The sequence below is a fragment of the Paraburkholderia sp. JPY419 genome, assembly GCF_050435705.1.
Lineage (GTDB): Bacteria > Pseudomonadota > Gammaproteobacteria > Burkholderiales > Burkholderiaceae > Paraburkholderia > Paraburkholderia youngii.
On record NZ_JBNDKV010000003.1, the window covers coordinates 409,499 to 425,364 of the forward strand.

Below are 15,866 nucleotides of genomic sequence, written 5' to 3' on the forward strand. Positions count from 1 at the left end.
AACGTCTCCTTTCCTTTTGTTAGTGCGCAAAGTATACTTGGCATACTAGGCACGTCAATACGCCAAATTCCAAGTGATGCCCGTATTTACCCGGGTGGAACGAACAGACCAAGACTGGAGACTTCTTTGTCCTTGTACGAGAGTGTGCGCGAGGAAATCCTCAGACGTATCAGGAACGGAACATACGCCCGCAAATTGCCGATCCCATCGGCGGCAGCGCTGAGCGCGGAGTTCGGTGTTAGCCCCATCACCATCAAGCGTGCGATTCGGGACTTACAGGCCGCGGGCGCGCTCGCTGCGATCCCGGGTAAAGGCACTTACGTGAAAGCGCCGCAACGAATCTTGCGGCAGCTTGATCTGCGCATGTCCTCGCTGCACAGCGCAGACATAAGGCTGATTTCAGTAACGAGGGAAAAGATCTGCGATCCATCGATGGCGGCTATCGAACCGCCCGATCAGGTGATGCTTTGCGTAAGAAAAGTGATCTTCGACGGGGACATCCCTTTCCTATATGACGCCAGCTATCTTTCATCGCATGTCGAGGACGACATCCTGGAGGAGTTTGGCAAAAACTTTATTGTGGATGCCCTGAGAAGTCGCGGGATTCAGATTGTCAATACGCGAATTGTTGCTGAAGCTGCCCCGGCTTCAGCAACAGTCGGCGAAATCTTCTCGGTCCCGATCGGTTATCCGATGCTTCGTCGTGTTTACAAGATGACGACGAGTGACACAGGAGTCACGATCTATGGCGTCGTCCAGGCGCCGTTCGACCGTCTCGCCTGCTATGTTAATTTTCCGTCTCAAGGTATGGAGATTAAACAATGAAAGCACTGCAACTCGAAGTCCCGCAAGTCTTCCGATCGCCCGCACCGGCGGTCCCGGAAGCCGAAATGCATCAACGGCTCGCGAACATCCGGCGCGAGATGGTAAAGGCGAAGATAGACGTGATCGTTCTTACGGACAAGAAGAACGTCGACTACTTTACCGACTACCAGGAACTTTCGTGGGATCACAAGGCACGCCCCATTTTTGCCGCGATCTCCCTCGCGGACTTCGCGCTCTTTGGCAGTCTCGGTGAGGCCCGCACGGTCGAACTCAGGCCCCGCATCTTTGAGCCGGTGTACTACAGCGGTTACCTGGACGAGTCCGTCACCGCTGTCGCGGACTGGATCAAAGGGAAGACCCATACCAGCTCTCGTCATATCGCAGTGGACTATGGGCAGGACATGTTCGGTCGGGGGTGCCTAGGGTTGATTGAAGAGCTCAGTTCTCTTGATGCGCAAGGCCGTGTCAAAAGTGCGGCAGATGCAATCTGGAACGTTCGACTGATCAAGTCCAGATTCGAGGCGGAAATGAATCGGGTGGCCTACGAAATCGTCGACACCGCGTTCCGTCAGACGATCAAAAATGCGTATATTGGCATGACGGAATATGAGCTCTATTACCTCATCCAAGCGCAGACCTACCTCAACGGTGCGGAAAGCGCAGAACCGATAGCAATGCTGTTCTCGAGGGGCGATTTCGCTTACGCACGAACGGCAAAGGAAAGGAGGCTCGAGGAGGGACACTACGTCTGGACCGACTTCCGGGCGACGTATGGCGGCTATCCTGCCGATTGCAACCGGATCGCGCGCGCCGGTGAGCCCGCCGACTGGGAAATCCGTACATATGGGGCCGTGCGATCCCTGACACTTGATCTCGCAGGACAGATCGGGCCCGGAATGACCTGTTCCGACGTCTACAAACTATTCGACCAGATGTGGCGCGATGCCAATCTCGGCACGGTGTACAGCGCGGTGTCGCGGATCGGACATGGTGGCGGGATGGATGTCACCGAACCCCCTTCTCTCTCTGCAGCAGACACGAAGATCATCGAACCAGGAATGGTGCTTCATATCGAGCCGAAACTCGAACGTGACGGCGCGGTGTTCCAGTTCGAGGAAGTCGTGTTCGTCACCGAATCTGGCATTGAGTTTCTGAGCACGCTGTCACCCGAAGCCCTTCCGGTGATTCGCTAAACCATTGCTTTTAGGATAGTTTAAAAATGTCAGACTCGACACGAATCTGGTCTACGATCGATTATGCGAAAGACGGCAAACAAGTCGATTTTCTCCGACTTCCCATCTCAACCGACACCTCGGCTTATGGATGGATCCCGGTTCCCGCCATATGCGTCAGAAATGGGGTCGGCCCGACCGCCGTGCTCATCGCCGGCACCCATGGCGATGAATACGAAGGCCAGATTGGATTGATGCGACTGGCGAGGGGGCTGCGTGAGAGCGACGTGTCAGGTCGGGTTATCATTTTACCATCGCTGAATTTCCCAGCGGTACAGGCTGGTCGCAGAGTCTCGCCAATCGATGAAGGCAACCTCAACCGGCTTTACCCCGGGCGTGCACATGGTAGCGCGACGGAGATGATCGCCCACTACATTACCCATGTCATTCTCCCGATGGCCGATCTTGTGGTCGACCTGCACTCGGGCGGTCGCTCTCTAGACTATCTTCCATGCGCCCTTGTTCGCGGCGCGAAGACATCCGCGGAAAATGAAAGACTCCTCGAATTACTCCGCGTCTTCGGAGTGCCTCTGGCAGAGGTCACCGACGGGACGGGCGGGGGCGGGAATACCACGCTGCCCGCAGCTGCGGGGGATTTGGGCATACCCGTCATCACTGCCGAGCTTGGAGGAGGCGCAGCCCTGCGCCGCGCCGGTTCCGATCTTGCCGAACATGGTGCACTGAGGCTTCTCAAGCACATTGGTATTCTGGCGTCATGTGAAGCGCCAGATCCCGAGCCTGTCAGGATGATGAGTTGCGAGAGCATGGACCTCTACGTCTACGCGGACAGCAGCGGCCTCTTCGAACCGCGGGTTGAGCTTGGCGACGAGGTTAAGGCCGGACAACTTGCCGGACTGCTCCACTCTGTAGATGACCCACATCGCCAACCTCGGGAGGTTTTGTTTGCCTCTTCCGGACTGGTGGTCTGCAAGCGTCACCTGACACTGGCGACCCGTGGTGACTGTCTGTTTGGCCTTCTTCAGGATGCCACCTCGCTGCCACGTGGGAGAACCTCGTGCTGAGCAAACTTAACCCAAACGTATACGCTATGAAATGCGTCCGGTGTGGAAAGCTTCACCCGCTCGACGACTATTTCGAAGGCTGTCCTTCTTGCCTGCAGCGTGGCACGCCGGCGAGCGTCGCGCCTCATTACGCCGATTTTCCAGCAGTGCTTCATTGGGACAATATGGCAGAGTGGCTGGCGTATGAATGCGCCTCTTGCCTTGGTGAAGGGAACACGTCATTGTCGAGTCTGCCACGGCTCGCTGCCTCGCTGGCAATTGAATCGCTATATACCAAGAATGAGTTCGCGAATCCCACTGGTTCCCACAAGGACCGAATGGGCGCGATGGTCGCTCAACGTGCACTTGACATTGGTGCCACGACGATCGCGGTTGCCTCGAGCGGAAATGCCGGCGTTTCAATGGCGGCCTATGCAGCGCGTGCGGGCATCGATTGTATCGTCGTGACGACGCCAGACATGAGCCCGAACTGGCGTAGAGCAATCGAGATGCATGGCGCCCGGATCATTGCAATGGAAAGTTCGGACGATCGCTGGGTGCTCATTGCACGACATGCGAAGCGCGGCGACTGGTATCCGGCCACCAACTACCTTATGCCGCCTGTCGGGAGCAACCCGTTTGGCGTGGATGGATACAGGGCAATTGCATTCGAGCTATACCTACAATTTCTGGAACTTCCGCCTACCGACATAATCGTACCCACCGCCCGCGGTGACCTCCTGTGGGGCATCGCGAAGGCCTATCAGGATTTGCGGGACAGCGGCCTGATCAGTACAAGACCGAGGGTGCATGCTGTCGAACCGTTCCCGCGTATCGGTCATGCCAGGGAAGGACACGGCATGGTATGTAGCAGTTACTCCGGCGACACAGCGATGGCGTCGATCGGCGGGAACACCGTCACCGTCCAGTCTTTGGTCGCCCTCGAGCTGACGGACGCCTCTGGCGTGTCGGTGACCGATGATGAAGCCCGCGATGACCAGCTTCTCCTGGGCAAGGAAGGGCTGTACGTTGAGCTTTCGAGTGCTGCCGCCCTGTCTGGACTGCGAAAGTTATTGGCTCAGGGAAAGATCGGACCTCAATCACGCGTCGTCATGATTGCAACGTCACATGGTTACAAGGAGCATCCAGAGTTTGGTGCTCAACTGATAGCGAAAGGACTGCAGGATGGTGAATTCGACGAAGCGTCGATAGAAAATGACAAGTGAGAAAAGGAGCAATAACGTGATCGATCAATCGTGGATGGCACAACCGCGAGGCCACATCTTGTTCCCTGAAGATCCGGCTCACTCGCACGCGGGCATACTGGCGCGCTTTCTGACGGACCTGCGCTACGAGGACATCCCGGACGATGTCGTGCACAAGGCGAAATTGCTAACGCTCGACACGGTCGGCTGCATCATTGCTGGAACCGATACAGTTCTCGGTCAAAAGATCCTGGCTGCCTACGGAACACGAGAACAAACGGATGGCTGCAGCGTTGTAGGCACGTCGTTGCGCCTGGCACCGTCGTTGTCCGGTAAGGTAAACGCTTGGCTGTCGGACGTTCTCGACTACGAGGATGTCGCTGTCGGCCACCCCAGCGCCACCGTCATACCGGCCGCGCTGGCAATGAGTGAGCACCTCAATGCCACGCCCAGGCAGTTCCTTGCGGGCGTCGTTGCTGGGTACGAAGCAGGTCTCAGGCTTCATGACGCAACTCAAGCCAGCCCAGAAGCATATCAGCGTTTCGCGGTATACCACGCGTGGCATGGTGTAGCCGCCGGAGCGGCAGCTATGGTCGTCTCGGGAGGATCGGAAGACCAGTTCCGCTCAGCACTCGGCCATGCCGCCGCCAATACCTGTCTGCCGCTATGGTACGTTCAGTATGGACGTCCAGCCCACGCGCTCAAGGCGAACTATGGCCAGATGGCACTTGGAGGAATCGATGCGGCGATCTGCGCGCGCCAGGATATCATCGGCCCCTTCGCCATGCTGAGCGACCGGGATAGAGGTTTCGCGCAAGTAATCGGATCTGACAGTTTCAATGCGATGCTCCTGTCAGCTGATCTTGGCCACACCTGGCGTACGAGAGAATCATCATTCAAGGGATTTCCCTGCTGCGCTTTTCTCCATACAACCATTGAGGCCATTTCCAACCTCATGGCAACCAGACGTGTCCACTACGACTCTATAGACAAGGTTTCGATCCGGACGTTTTCCAGAATCCCCGAATGGTTTTCCGATCGAGCGCCGTTGTCTGACATTGATGCACAGTTATCGATACAATATGTGTCGGCAATGGCACTCCTGTCCGTCGAAGTCGGACGGGGATGGTTCTCCCCTTCTGTGATGGGGGACAGCAGGGTCGCTGAGTTGATGCAAAAAGTTTTCGTTGAGGTGGATCCGGTTGCAGAAGACGCGTTCTGGAGCATCGATCAGCACAAGTCCTCTGTTACGCTGCTGTCATCGGACGGTCGCTCGTTCGAGACGTCGGTCGACTGGCCACTGGGCCATTGGCGCAGACCTTTCAACGACTTGGATGTGAAGCGAAAATTTTTGCAGAATGTTTGCGGAACTCCAATGGAGCGCAGCGGAGAAGACATCTTCGAGCGCATCATGAGCATGGAAGCTTGCAACTCGATGCGTGAGCTCGTCAACCTGCTACGTGCGTCGAGATCCTGATAATTGTATCAACGATGGAGTTGCCGTCAGACCACTTTTCGGCCCTCGTTTTACCGTTCCTCAACCTCAGCCGTGGCTGGCTTCAGACTGATGCCCCACTCTCTTCACACGGGAACCGCAAGCGAAGCGGCAGCTCACTGTGAAAACGTCTCGAGGCGGCACATCACTGCCGCAAAGTCTTAGTTAATGTGCCCGCCTCGTCTATCCGAAAGCCGGAAACTGCGCACCGAATTCTAGGGGAGTCAATTCAAGCTGCTGCAGTAACAGGGCGTGTGATGCGACTTTAGGAATATTGCGGAGGCGTGCACACGCTGCTGGGCTTCCAGTAGCGTTCAAGTTTCGCCTGAATTTCCGGCAACAACACCTTCAGCGCGGCGGTCGCGATACCCGTGCGATCAACACTAAAGAAGACGCGGTAGGTTCCGGATATCGCTGCGGCCGAATTCAATCAGCTTCCGTATACGTCGAACGTAAAATACTTCTTGTCGATCCGGTCATATGTCCCGTCCTTTCGCATGTCCGAAATCGCCTTATTAACTTTCTCCCTTAGTTCCGTGTCCTCTTTGCGCATTCCGATGGCAGCACCCTTGTCGCTCGCCGGATCGACAATTTTGTCGCCCATAAATGCGAAGCCCGCACCCCGCGGCGTCTGCAAGAAGCCAATTTGTGCCTGCACGTCGCCGATCAGCAAGGCGTCGAGCCGGCCAACGGTCAAGTCCGCGTAGACTTGATCCTGATTCTGATACGGTACAACCGTGACGCCGTTCGGCGCCCAATGCTGCTTGGCGTATGTTTCTCCGACCGTCCCCTGCTGGACTCCTACGGTCTTGCCTTTCAGAGAGGCAGCTGTCGGCAGAACGTTTGAACCTTTCCTCGCGACAAGACGCAAAGAGGAACTCCACAGCTTGTCGGTAAACGCGATCTGGTTCGCCCGCTGAGGGGTAATCGACATCCCGGACAAGATTGCGTCAAATTTGCGGGCCTTGAGCCCCGGGATCATTCCATCGAAATCGTTTTCTACCCAAACGCATTTCGCCTGTAAGCGGGCGCAGATTTCATTTCCAATGTCGATTTCAAAACCGGTCAGCTTTCCACTGGTGTCCCCGGATTCGAACGGCGGATAGGTCGGATCCACGCCAAACCGGATCGCAGACCAATCCTTGGCGTGTACTCCGATCGCTATCGATGAAAGTGCGAATGCAAAAAATAACTTCTTCACTACTATCTCCAATACATTCTTCTTCGATATAAGCGTTACTGACGAGTGCACCAAATAGTGCGCACTTGATCAGGCGGCGTAGCGGACATGCTTTTCCTTGAACAGGTTGCGGATCACGTGCGGCTCCTTCTGTCGACGATGCAGATGCCGGCGAACGGTGCCGATCATTTCCGCCTTGCTGGTCGGTCGGCTCTTGCCTTGGGCATTGGTTTTCACATCCTGATTCAGGAGTTCGTCCGGGTTCAGCTCGGGACAATACCCCGGCAGCCGGATCAGGCGCAGACGTTCGGCGTTATCGGCGACGAACTGCCTGACGGCAACGGATCGGTGCACTGGGTGTCCATCGACGATCAGGTAGATCTTGCGCGTGACCTGCCTGAGCATGCGTTTCATGAATTCGATGAACGTCGCGTTCCTGAAGGTTCCCTCAAAGACCATGAAGCTCAACTCCCCGCGGTTCGTAATGGCCGAGACCATGTTGCAGCCGAAGCGTTGTCCTGTCGCGCGCACCACCGGCGTTTGGCCCTTAAGCGCGAAGCTCGTGCCGCTGATGTGATCACTACGCAAGCCCATTTCGTCACCCCAGTAGATCGTTGCTTTCTCACGCTTCGCCTCTTTCGCGATCTGCGGATAGTCTTCGTTCAGCCAGCGTTCGATCACCGCATCGTTGCGCTCGTACGCTCGCCGCACAGGCCTCTGGGCACTCATGCCCCATGCCTTCAGGTATCGGCCGGCCGTCCACGCCGACACCGTGATGCCATACTCCCGCTCGATCAGTCGCGCCACCGACTCGCGCGTCCACAGGTAAAACGGCAGCGCCAGTTGATCCGGCAGCCGCTCGATGATCAACCTGCGGATTCTCACAGCCTGTCGGTGATTCAACAACCGACCACTTCCCGGCAGGCGGCCTCGCTTGCCAGGTCGCAGCGCCCGCAGGCCGCCGTCGCGCGCCAGCTTCATCCATTTGCTCACTGCTCGCAGGCTCACCCCGTAGGTTTTCGCCGCCGCAATCTGCGTCATGCCGTCACGCACGGCCTGCACCACCATTTTTCTCAGGTGCGCCTGCGTGGCGCCGTCCAATTTGCGGGCATCAGTTTTCGTCTTTATGCCCATATAACGCATAACGCACTATTTGGTGCACTCGTCAGTAAATCGTTGGTCCATCGCTTTCTCTGTCAAAGCCATTCTGAAATGTCCGCTTACTGGCCAAGTTCAAATGTCCGCTTTTAGGGGTTGGAAATCTGTTTCTTAGGGTTTCAGCTCACGCAGTGTCGATGGATGGCGTTTGAATTGGCAGGGCGCTTACGCCTGTTCCACTGTCCCTTGCAGACCTCCGGCCAGGTTTGCCGGGTTGCGTTGGCGACGTTCTGAGTTGCGCGAGTTCCATCACCACGTGCTCGACGTCGGTCTGCGTAACCTCGCGCTGCTTCTTCTTGCCTGGCTGTGGCGTATTCCGGTTGGTCCTGGTCGAGTCACCGCGGTGCGTGCGCGAGGGCGCCTTGCCGATCCGGCTGTGATCGCGTTGAGCCTGAATGACCTGTGAGACCTGAAGTATGTGACTCAACCGTTTGTGTTCGACGACGGCGCCCTGGTCAACCTCGGTCAGCCGGTCGTACTCGCGGTACGGCACTACCCGGCCATCCGCCCGCAGCTCGATGCGCCCGTCCGGATACTCCCAGACCTCGATATATCGATCAATCAGCTTGCGGTTCTCCGGCGTATCGTCCAGCAGGTACATCACCCGGTCGTACTGCACCGTCAGCGACTTCTTGACCTTTCGCGGCTCGCGCCAGGTGAGGACCAGATCAAGGCTCTCTTCGGCTCGCAGTGGCCGGTGTGCGTCGAAATCGCTCTTCGGCGACCTGGCAAAGCGCGCGTTGTAGGCCGCCATGAAGGAGGGCACCCATGCGTTGGCTTCGTCCAGCGTACTGATGCCGCGCAACCGCAGTTCCTTTACCAGGCGGTCCTGCAGCGTCAGATGGGCGCGCTCCACACGCCCCTTGGCCTGGCTCGAATTCGCGCAGAACGTGTCGATGTTCAACTCGTACATCGCGCGCCCGAACGGCGTCACGCTGCGCTCGGTCCGCTCGGCACTGGTGCTGCGGAATACGCTGGCCTTGTCGCTGTAGAACGCACCAGGCTTGCCATAGCGCTCGATGTACGCGCGAGTGGCCTCAAAGTAGCTGAAGGTCGATTCCGTCTGGGTGAAGTGCAGTTCCATCAGCCGGCTCGTCGCATCGTCCACGTACACCAGCAACGTGCAGGCCGGTGCGCGGTCCTCGAACCAGCGATGATCGCAACCATCGATCTGGATCAGTTCGCCCAGACAGGCGCGACGAGCACGTGGCTGATAGATCTTCGGCGGACGTTGACGGCGCGGCACCCACAGCTGGGCATCCATCATCAATTGCCGGACCGTTTCCTTCGCCAGGCGGATGCCGTGGCATTCCCACAGCTTCTCGCACGCCAGTGTGGGCCCGAAATCGGCATAGCGCTCACGGACAATCGACAGCGCCCGCTCTGCAGTTACGCGATCCAGCCGGTTGTTGCTGGGCTTCGCGCGTCGCCGCGACACGAGACCTTGGGGCCCGTGTTCACGCAATCGGCCAACCAGCCGACGAATCTGCCGCGTCGTCAAACCAAGTCTCTGCGCCGCACGCAACGGTTTGAGCCTGCCGTCCACCACATCCTGAATGACCTTGAGTCTGTCCAGCTCACGCATCGTCATCGTTATCCGTTCTGTTGCCGACATCCAAAGCTCCCAAACACTGGAATCCCAGCGGTTGATCAGCTTACGATCGACTCAAAAAGCGGACATTTGAACTTGGCTAAAAGCGGACATTACAACTTAGCCGTTACATTCTCTGCTAGCGATGCGCCAAATTATGTCTATCAACACGAACTGCGAAAGCAGTATTTCGCGATACCTTCGATATCTTTTCCTCCCTGCTATCTGGGCATCCTTTCAATGCGAAGCACTACCGCAGTGCGGTTCGGGCAAAAGTGAGAAGATCTAGAATCGGAAGAGTCGTTATCTCTCGGATTCTAGGCCGAAAGTCCGGCACCAATGTGCACTCGATAACCAGCACGCCGACATCGTTGAAGACTCCATTCACGCCAAACGCTTCTCGCAATCGAGCAGCAAGTTCTTGCGCCATCTGTTCTTTGGACCAGCCGACCAGCTCACGATAGGCCGACGCCTTCTCCCATTCCAGCAAGTCGCCAACCGTCAGGAAGCGAAATCGCTCTGCTCCGGAGCAATCGCGCAGAAGTGGCACCAAGGCCTTCGCGTCCCAAGTGATGATGCCAATGGGACGGTTCGTCATCTTCAATGCGAGGTCGAGGAATTCAAGTGCACTGGTGATCGACGCCGTAGCAGTGTTTCCGTAGAGGCTTTGCCGCGACGCCCACATATAGCCGCAATTCCCAATGATCAGTTGCACTTCCCGTCCAGCTGTCCCGCTTGCCATCCACGGCTTCAGGGGTAGGAAGCTTGTTTGACGCAGGATCTGCCCCTGCTGCTATTACGTTCCGAAACAGACCCCCAGAACGACGGGTCCCCGATCCAGAACGGCATGCGTACTCCCATTGCCAGAATTTCGTCGGACGAATACGATGTCGTATCGTTACAGTCGAGTTGAATGATCCCAAGTAGCGGTCGTCGTTCCATTTCTTCCTCAAGGGCACGGTAGATACACCGCAATGATATGCCTAATATAACAGGTATATCATCAGCGTCCAAGCTTGCTTTTCCAGAGAGCCATCCAATGGTAGTGCTCAAGTCAGATGGGTGATGATGGCAACCCCGTCGGGATACAAAACGGATGCCTGGAATACTAGGCATCCATAACTCTGCGAGATATAGTGGATAGTTTCTGCAGCCGCGCCACGAAAGGGAAAAACTTGATCAAAATACAACCGTCGCAATCACTGCATGAGTCAGTGCGGGAGGAGCTTCGCCGACGCATTGCGGCGGGTGCATACTCGTTGGGCCTCCCCATTCCTTCGACTGTCATGTTGAGCGAGGAATTCGGCGTCAGTTCAATCACCGTAAAGCGCGCCTTGCGTGATCTTCAAGCGGCCGGAGAACTGACCGCGGTCCCCGGAAAGGGAACGTATGTCAAGCGACAACAGAGATTGCTGCGTCAGCTTGACGTGATGCAGCCTTCGTTGCAGGACACGAGCATCCAGGCGGTTTCGGTTACGCGAGAGAAGATATCTGATCCGACAATGAACACGCTCGCCCCTCCCGATCACGTCATGCTTTGCATTCGGAAAACGATCTGGACAGATGACGCGCCGTTCATGTATGACATAACCTATCTTTCGCCTGAGATCGATAATGAGATTGTCGAGGAATTTGGCGCGCGGTTCGTAGTCGACGTGCTAAAGACGCACTCGATTGACATCCAAAAGACGCACATAGTTATCGATGCTGCACCTGCCGCTGGGGCAGTCGAAGGAATATTTGACGTCCCGAATGGATATCCCATGCTTCGCCGCCTGTACAGGATGGAAACGAGTGATCCGGGTATTACCGTCTACGGCGTGGTCCAGGCACCGTTCGATCGACTCGCATGTACGGTAGACTTCCCTTGAATCATGACTTGCGATGGCGGGGTCCGCCGGTCAGGGCCTGAACATACTGGGTTCAGTCCGGAAGGCCACTTTCGGTCGATCGCGCATGCTCCGGGACAGTCCAGCGACCGCGGAAATCTTCGCCTCCCGGATTTGCTGATGGCGGCGGATTCGTTCGCGAGGCAGGTGCGTAAGTGAGCTGATGGACCGCCACCCCATATATCTTAAACCTACCTGAACGACCTTCGATAACGGCGTAATCGAGCGTACCTCGCCGGCATTGCGTGCGCACATTCTTCAGGCAGACAGCACCGTAGGCTGCAGCGCGAACCCTGTCGACGTGCTACGAGAAAAGCAGTAGAAATTTCGCCCGACGTCAGTCGCGAATCAGGTACCTGTCGCGGTTCTTCACGTCCTTGATCCAGTTGGGCGCACGCCCCCTGCCCGACCAGGTCGCGCCCGTCTTTGGATCACGATATTTGAGAGGCACGACGCCCCCGCCGGACGTCGCACGTGTGCCCCGCCGACGTCCGAAGATATCACGCTCGGTAAACCCGTAGGCGGCAAACTTGGCCCTGGCTCCTCCAACGCGGCCATTTGCGCTTTCAGTTCTTTGAACGTAGCCATGATCCCCCCAACCGTCGAATATGGTCAGGGCGATCTTAGCCTGCTTTGGTTTTGCGCGATTGATAGGTGGCCCCGAAGGAGCGCGACAGATGCTGCAGCGAACTGTGCAGCGACAGACTGTGGATCACGCTCATCGCTTGCACAACTAAAGTTGTTAACACTGCGGTGCGATGCAAAATCTATCTCAGAGGCCCACCGCGTAAGGCGCAACGGCCGGTTTGCATTTCAACTAAAGTTGTTACTAATAGTAAAGGCTCCGGCGTCAACTAAAGTCGTTATCTAGTCCGTCCCGAACAATTCGTTTTGCCGAGCACCGTAGTTACGGGGATTGAAGCCGAGCAAGTCGGTGGTTGAACAAGGCGGTCAGAATGAAGGCGCAAAGAAGCCGCAGCTTCCTGAGGATCATCCGTAGATTGTGTCCTGCGCCGCACATCACCGCGTGCATCGCGTCGCCGAGCGCACCCTTGAGCCAGTTGCGATCGAGTTTTCCGTCTGTCTTCATGTGACCGATTGCTGGCTCGATTGCGCTGCGCCGTCTGATCATCGCGCGTAGTCCGCGTGTAATGCCCCGCCGCAAGCCCGGGTGGTAGATCTTCACACCATCGACGGCGACACCCTTGTAGCCACGGTCGACGATGGCGACCTCCGGCGTGGCGTCGCACAGGATTGCCGCCTGCTCCAGCGCTTCAGCCAGGGTGTGCCCGTCGTACGGATTGCCTGGCATCGAGCGCATGCCAACCACCAGTCCTTCCTTGTGGGTCGTCGCGATCGAAACTTTCACCCCGAACTCGTACGGCTTGCGCGCCTTGCCCTTGGCCAGGCACTCGACTTCCGGTGCATGCAGCGCATAAAGCTTGTTCTTGTCCTTCGGCTTCTGCGCCAGAATGCGTCTCGTGCGGGCGATCAGTTCCGTTAATTCAGCGCAGCCTAGGTCGGCCACCTGGTTGACCTGCCGCTCCACATCGCGCATCACCCGTCCAACGCGCGAGCGCAGCGTGCGCAGCGCTTTCCTCATGCGTTTGTACTGTTTCGCGTGAGCGTAGCGGCCAATCTGCAGCGCCAGATGCGGCGCCTCGCGGTTGTAGTTCTGCCTCAGTTTCAGACCGTGCCGTGCCGCGGCTTTCACCAGATGTTCGCGACACCGTTCGAGCAGGCGCGAATCGGTTGGGTGGGCGATCGCCTTCTCCATGACGGTCGTATCAACAATCACGCGCTTGACGCTCGAAGCCTTGATCACGCCAGCGCGTTTTGCTGCTTCGATCGTTTCGGCCAGCAACTCTTCAACGCCGGCTTCGCCCATTCGCTTGCGCCAACGCGTCAGGCTCGATGGGTCGATCGGAGGTTCGGTCTGCAAGTAGGTCTCGCCGGTGAACACCTGCCAGTACGGGTTCTCTACCCATTGCCAGACGACCTCTTCGTCGGACAGGTCGAACGCGTGCTGCAAATACAGCAACCCGGCGATCAGCCTCGGCGATGTCGCCGGTCGTCCCTTGCGCGATACAAAGCTTTCGCTCATTGATGCGCCCAGTCGCTCCCAGTTGATCAGGTCGGCCAAACGTATCAACGGATGCTTCAGGTTGATCTGTTCGCGCAGCGGCTGGCGGAAAAAATCTCCCTCCGTCACAGGCGTCTTCGGACCCATTCGCACCTCGTCGAAAAATGCAGGATTCTCACGTTAATGTGCCAGGATCCTGCAAATCTCACAACACCAATTCGGCCTCAAAGCTCTGCCACGCAAGGCTCTCCGAATTGATCAGGCTCGACTATCTAGTCCGTCCTGAACAATTCGTTTTGCCGAGCACCGTAGTTACGGGGATTGAAGCCGAGCAAGTCGGTGGTTGAACAAGGCGGTCAGAATGAAGGCGCAAAGAAGCCGCAGCTTCCTGAGGATCATCCGTAGATTGTGTCCTGCGCCGCACATCACCGCGTGCATCGCGTCGCCGAGCGCACCCTTGAGCCAGTTGCGATCGAGTTTTCCGTCTGTCTTCATGTGACCGATTGCTGGCTCGATTGCGCTGCGCCGTCTGATCATCGCGCGTAGTCCGCGTGTAATGCCCCGCCGCAAGCCCGGGTGGTAGATCTTCACACCATCGACGGCGACACCCTTGTAGCCACGGTCGACGATGGCGACCTCCGGCGTGGCGTCGCACAGGATTGCCGCCTGCTCCAGCGCTTCAGCCAGGGTGTGCCCGTCGTACGGATTGCCTGGCATCGAGCGCATGCCAACCACCAGTCCTTCCTTGTGGGTCGTCGCGATCGAAACTTTCACCCCGAACTCGTACGGCTTGCGCGCCTTGCCCTTGGCCAGGCACTCGACTTCCGGTGCATGCAGCGCATAAAGCTTGTTCTTGTCCTTCGGCTTCTGCGCCAGAATGCGTCTCGTGCGGGCGATCAGTTCCGTTAATTCAGCGCAGCCTAGCAGGCTGTTGAAAAGCGCCCCGTCATGACGACCGAAGCTACGTTCAGGAGACTTGCGCGTGCAATTTCCCGCTGAATTACCGGTTTGCCGCGCGATCCGCGCGGGGCATGCGCACGCATGCAGCCCCGCTGGCGCGCAGTCTTCACGCCGTGACGGCTCATCGCGCCGCTCCTTGCGGCACCACCCCTGGCATTCGGGCCATGCGGGTCAGATTGCTCGCAACCATCGTCAGCTTGAAGTGCTGGTCGACGCGCTTGATACCGCGATAGACCGTCTGCCGGATCCGACCGACCGTTTTACCCCAGCCGAAATGCTCTTCGATTCGTTTGCGGATGATCTGGCTAATCCGGTAGCCTGTATGCCGCGAAGTGCGACCATCGATTGCGCTGCCGCCCCAACGCTCATCGTTGCGCGCGACATGCGGTGTCACGTTGCGAGCGCGGCAATCGTTCACGAAGTCGCGGGTGTCATACGCCTTGTCGGCACCAACTGTCTTCGCATGAGCGCCTGGCACGCAATCGAGCAATTGCAATGCGCTGGCCCGCTCGGCGAAACCATCTGCGTGACTCACCACGGCGCCGACCACCAGCCCCGAGCGATTCTCCATCAGGATGTGCCCGTGGTAGCACAGGATGGCCGGGCTCTTGTGGCTCTTCTTGAACAATCGCGCCTCCGGATCAGTAGTCGACTCGTGCGTGGCATTGCTACGTCGCTCGCCTTTCCAGTCAGTGTCGGCGTTGCGGCCACCGCCGGCTGGCGGACCATCGTCCGGGCCGTCCTTGCGGCGGAAGCTCTTGTGACTGGCCCACGCCTGAATCAGCGTGCCGTCCACCGAGAAATGCTCTCTCGACAGCAAGCCCCGCTTGTCCGCCAGGCTCATGACTTCGGTGAAGAACGCTTCCACGACTTCATGCTCCAGAAGCCGGTCGCGGTTCTTCGAGAACACCGAGTGGTCCCACACCGCGTCCTCAATCGCCAGCCCGACAAACCAGCGGAACAGCAGGTTGTAGCGCATCTGCTCCATCAGCATGCGCTCGCTGCGCACCGAGTAGAACACCTGCAACAGCAGCGCCCGCATCAGCTTCTCAGGCGCAATCGAGGCACGGCCGGTGTCCGCGTAGATGACGCTGAACAGCCCGTTGAGCCGTTTCAACGCGTCATTCACCAGCAACCGGATCGGTCGCAACGGGTGATCTGCCGGGACGAAGTCCTCGAGCTTGACCGTCGTGAACAGGGGTTCCTGCATCTCATCCATTCCGCGCATCGCATCCGCTGCCAAAGAT

Annotated in this window: 13 protein-coding genes and 2 pseudogenes; 6 read left to right on the forward strand and 9 right to left on the reverse strand. The window is 57.6% G+C overall.

Going from position 1 to position 15,866, the window contains the following annotated elements; translation table 11 throughout:
- The first annotated feature begins 126 nt into the window (after positions 1-126).
- Genes QFZ91_RS25400 through QFZ91_RS25420 form a run of 5 tightly spaced genes read left to right on the forward strand, consistent with a single transcriptional unit; the run spans position 127 to position 5,740 of the window.
- A complete protein-coding gene (locus tag QFZ91_RS25400; protein WP_429568845.1) occupies positions 127-825 on the forward strand; it encodes a GntR family transcriptional regulator in 699 nt (232 codons plus the stop codon).
- Complete coding sequence (locus tag QFZ91_RS25405; protein WP_429568846.1) at positions 822-2,018, forward strand: M24 family metallopeptidase; 1,197 nt, start codon at positions 822-824, stop codon at positions 2,016-2,018. Before QFZ91_RS25400 ends, QFZ91_RS25405 begins: the two co-directional genes overlap by 4 nt.
- A gap of 26 nt (positions 2,019-2,044) precedes the next feature.
- On the forward strand, positions 2,045-3,079 hold the full coding sequence (locus QFZ91_RS25410; protein ID WP_429568847.1) for a succinylglutamate desuccinylase/aspartoacylase family protein: 1,035 nt from the start codon (positions 2,045-2,047) through the stop codon (positions 3,077-3,079).
- Positions 3,073-4,284 (forward strand): threonine synthase, encoded by a 1,212-nt coding sequence (locus tag QFZ91_RS25415; RefSeq protein WP_429568848.1) that lies wholly within the window; start codon positions 3,073-3,075, stop codon positions 4,282-4,284. The genes QFZ91_RS25410 and QFZ91_RS25415 overlap by 7 nt, the downstream gene beginning before the upstream one ends.
- A 16-nt stretch (positions 4,285-4,300) precedes the next feature.
- On the forward strand, positions 4,301-5,740 hold the full coding sequence (locus QFZ91_RS25420; RefSeq protein WP_429568849.1) for an MmgE/PrpD family protein: 1,440 nt from the start codon (positions 4,301-4,303) through the stop codon (positions 5,738-5,740).
- 283 nt (positions 5,741-6,023) lie between these two features.
- Here QFZ91_RS25420 and QFZ91_RS25425 read toward each other — a convergent pair whose 3' ends face one another.
- The 5 genes from QFZ91_RS25425 to QFZ91_RS25445 form a co-directional block, all read right to left on the reverse strand.
- Positions 6,024-6,188, reverse strand: coding sequence for a hypothetical protein (locus tag QFZ91_RS25425; RefSeq protein ID WP_429568850.1), 165 nt, complete (start codon positions 6,186-6,188; stop codon positions 6,024-6,026).
- Positions 6,189-6,959 carry an ABC transporter substrate-binding protein gene (locus tag QFZ91_RS25430; RefSeq protein WP_429568851.1) on the reverse strand — a complete coding sequence of 257 codons (771 nt, stop codon included), beginning with the start codon at positions 6,957-6,959 and terminating at the stop codon, positions 6,189-6,191. It abuts the gene before it with no gap.
- A 69-nt stretch (positions 6,960-7,028) separates the two neighbouring features.
- The gene (locus QFZ91_RS25435; protein ID WP_429568852.1) at positions 7,029-8,081 is read right to left on the reverse strand and encodes an IS630 family transposase; all 1,053 of its coding nucleotides are present in this window, start codon (positions 8,079-8,081) and stop codon (positions 7,029-7,031) included.
- A 139-nt stretch (positions 8,082-8,220) separates the two neighbouring features.
- Positions 8,221-9,711, reverse strand: a complete 1,491-nt coding sequence (locus QFZ91_RS25440; protein ID WP_429568831.1) for an ISNCY family transposase — start codon at positions 9,709-9,711, stop codon at positions 8,221-8,223.
- Between the two features lie 226 nt (positions 9,712-9,937).
- Positions 9,938-10,402, reverse strand: a complete 465-nt coding sequence (locus tag QFZ91_RS25445) for a hypothetical protein (protein WP_429568853.1) — start codon at positions 10,400-10,402, stop codon at positions 9,938-9,940.
- Positions 10,403-10,862: 460 nt separating this feature from the next.
- On the opposite strand from QFZ91_RS25445, the gene QFZ91_RS25450 reads away from it, so the two are divergent.
- Positions 10,863-11,558 (forward strand): GntR family transcriptional regulator, encoded by a 696-nt coding sequence (locus tag QFZ91_RS25450; protein WP_429568854.1) that lies wholly within the window; start codon positions 10,863-10,865, stop codon positions 11,556-11,558.
- Positions 11,559-11,913: 355 nt separating this feature from the next.
- On the opposite strand, the pseudogene QFZ91_RS25455 reads toward QFZ91_RS25450, so the two are convergent.
- From QFZ91_RS25455 to QFZ91_RS25470, 4 genes and pseudogenes are all read right to left on the reverse strand, one after another.
- A pseudogene (locus tag QFZ91_RS25455) lies at positions 11,914-12,164 on the reverse strand (H-NS histone family protein).
- A gap of 319 nt (positions 12,165-12,483) precedes the next feature.
- Complete coding sequence (locus QFZ91_RS25460) at positions 12,484-13,806, reverse strand: IS5 family transposase (protein ID WP_429522490.1); 1,323 nt, start codon at positions 13,804-13,806, stop codon at positions 12,484-12,486.
- 165 nt (positions 13,807-13,971) lie between these two features.
- Positions 13,972-14,568, reverse strand: a pseudogene (locus QFZ91_RS25465) (transposase); the annotation flags it as partial.
- 172 nt (positions 14,569-14,740) lie between these two features.
- The gene (locus QFZ91_RS25470) at positions 14,741-15,847 is read right to left on the reverse strand and encodes an IS5 family transposase (RefSeq protein ID WP_429522659.1); all 1,107 of its coding nucleotides are present in this window, start codon (positions 15,845-15,847) and stop codon (positions 14,741-14,743) included.
- Positions 15,848-15,866: the final 19 nt, after the last annotated feature.

Excerpts from the sequence above, each read along its gene's own strand:
- QFZ91_RS25440 (WP_429568831.1), bottom strand. The coding sequence starts at position 9,711 with ATGTCGGCAACAGAACGGATAACGATGACGATGCGTGAGCTGGACAGA.
- QFZ91_RS25470 (WP_429522659.1), bottom strand. The coding sequence starts at position 15,847 with ATGCGCGGAATGGATGAGATGCAGGAACCCCTGTTCACGACGGTCAAG.
- QFZ91_RS25410 (WP_429568847.1), top strand. The coding sequence starts at position 2,045 with ATGTCAGACTCGACACGAATCTGGTCTACGATCGATTATGCGAAAGAC.
- QFZ91_RS25460 (WP_429522490.1), bottom strand. The coding sequence starts at position 13,806 with ATGGGTCCGAAGACGCCTGTGACGGAGGGAGATTTTTTCCGCCAGCCG.
- QFZ91_RS25405 (WP_429568846.1), top strand. The coding sequence starts at position 822 with ATGAAAGCACTGCAACTCGAAGTCCCGCAAGTCTTCCGATCGCCCGCA.
- QFZ91_RS25435 (WP_429568852.1), bottom strand. The coding sequence starts at position 8,081 with ATGCGTTATATGGGCATAAAGACGAAAACTGATGCCCGCAAATTGGAC.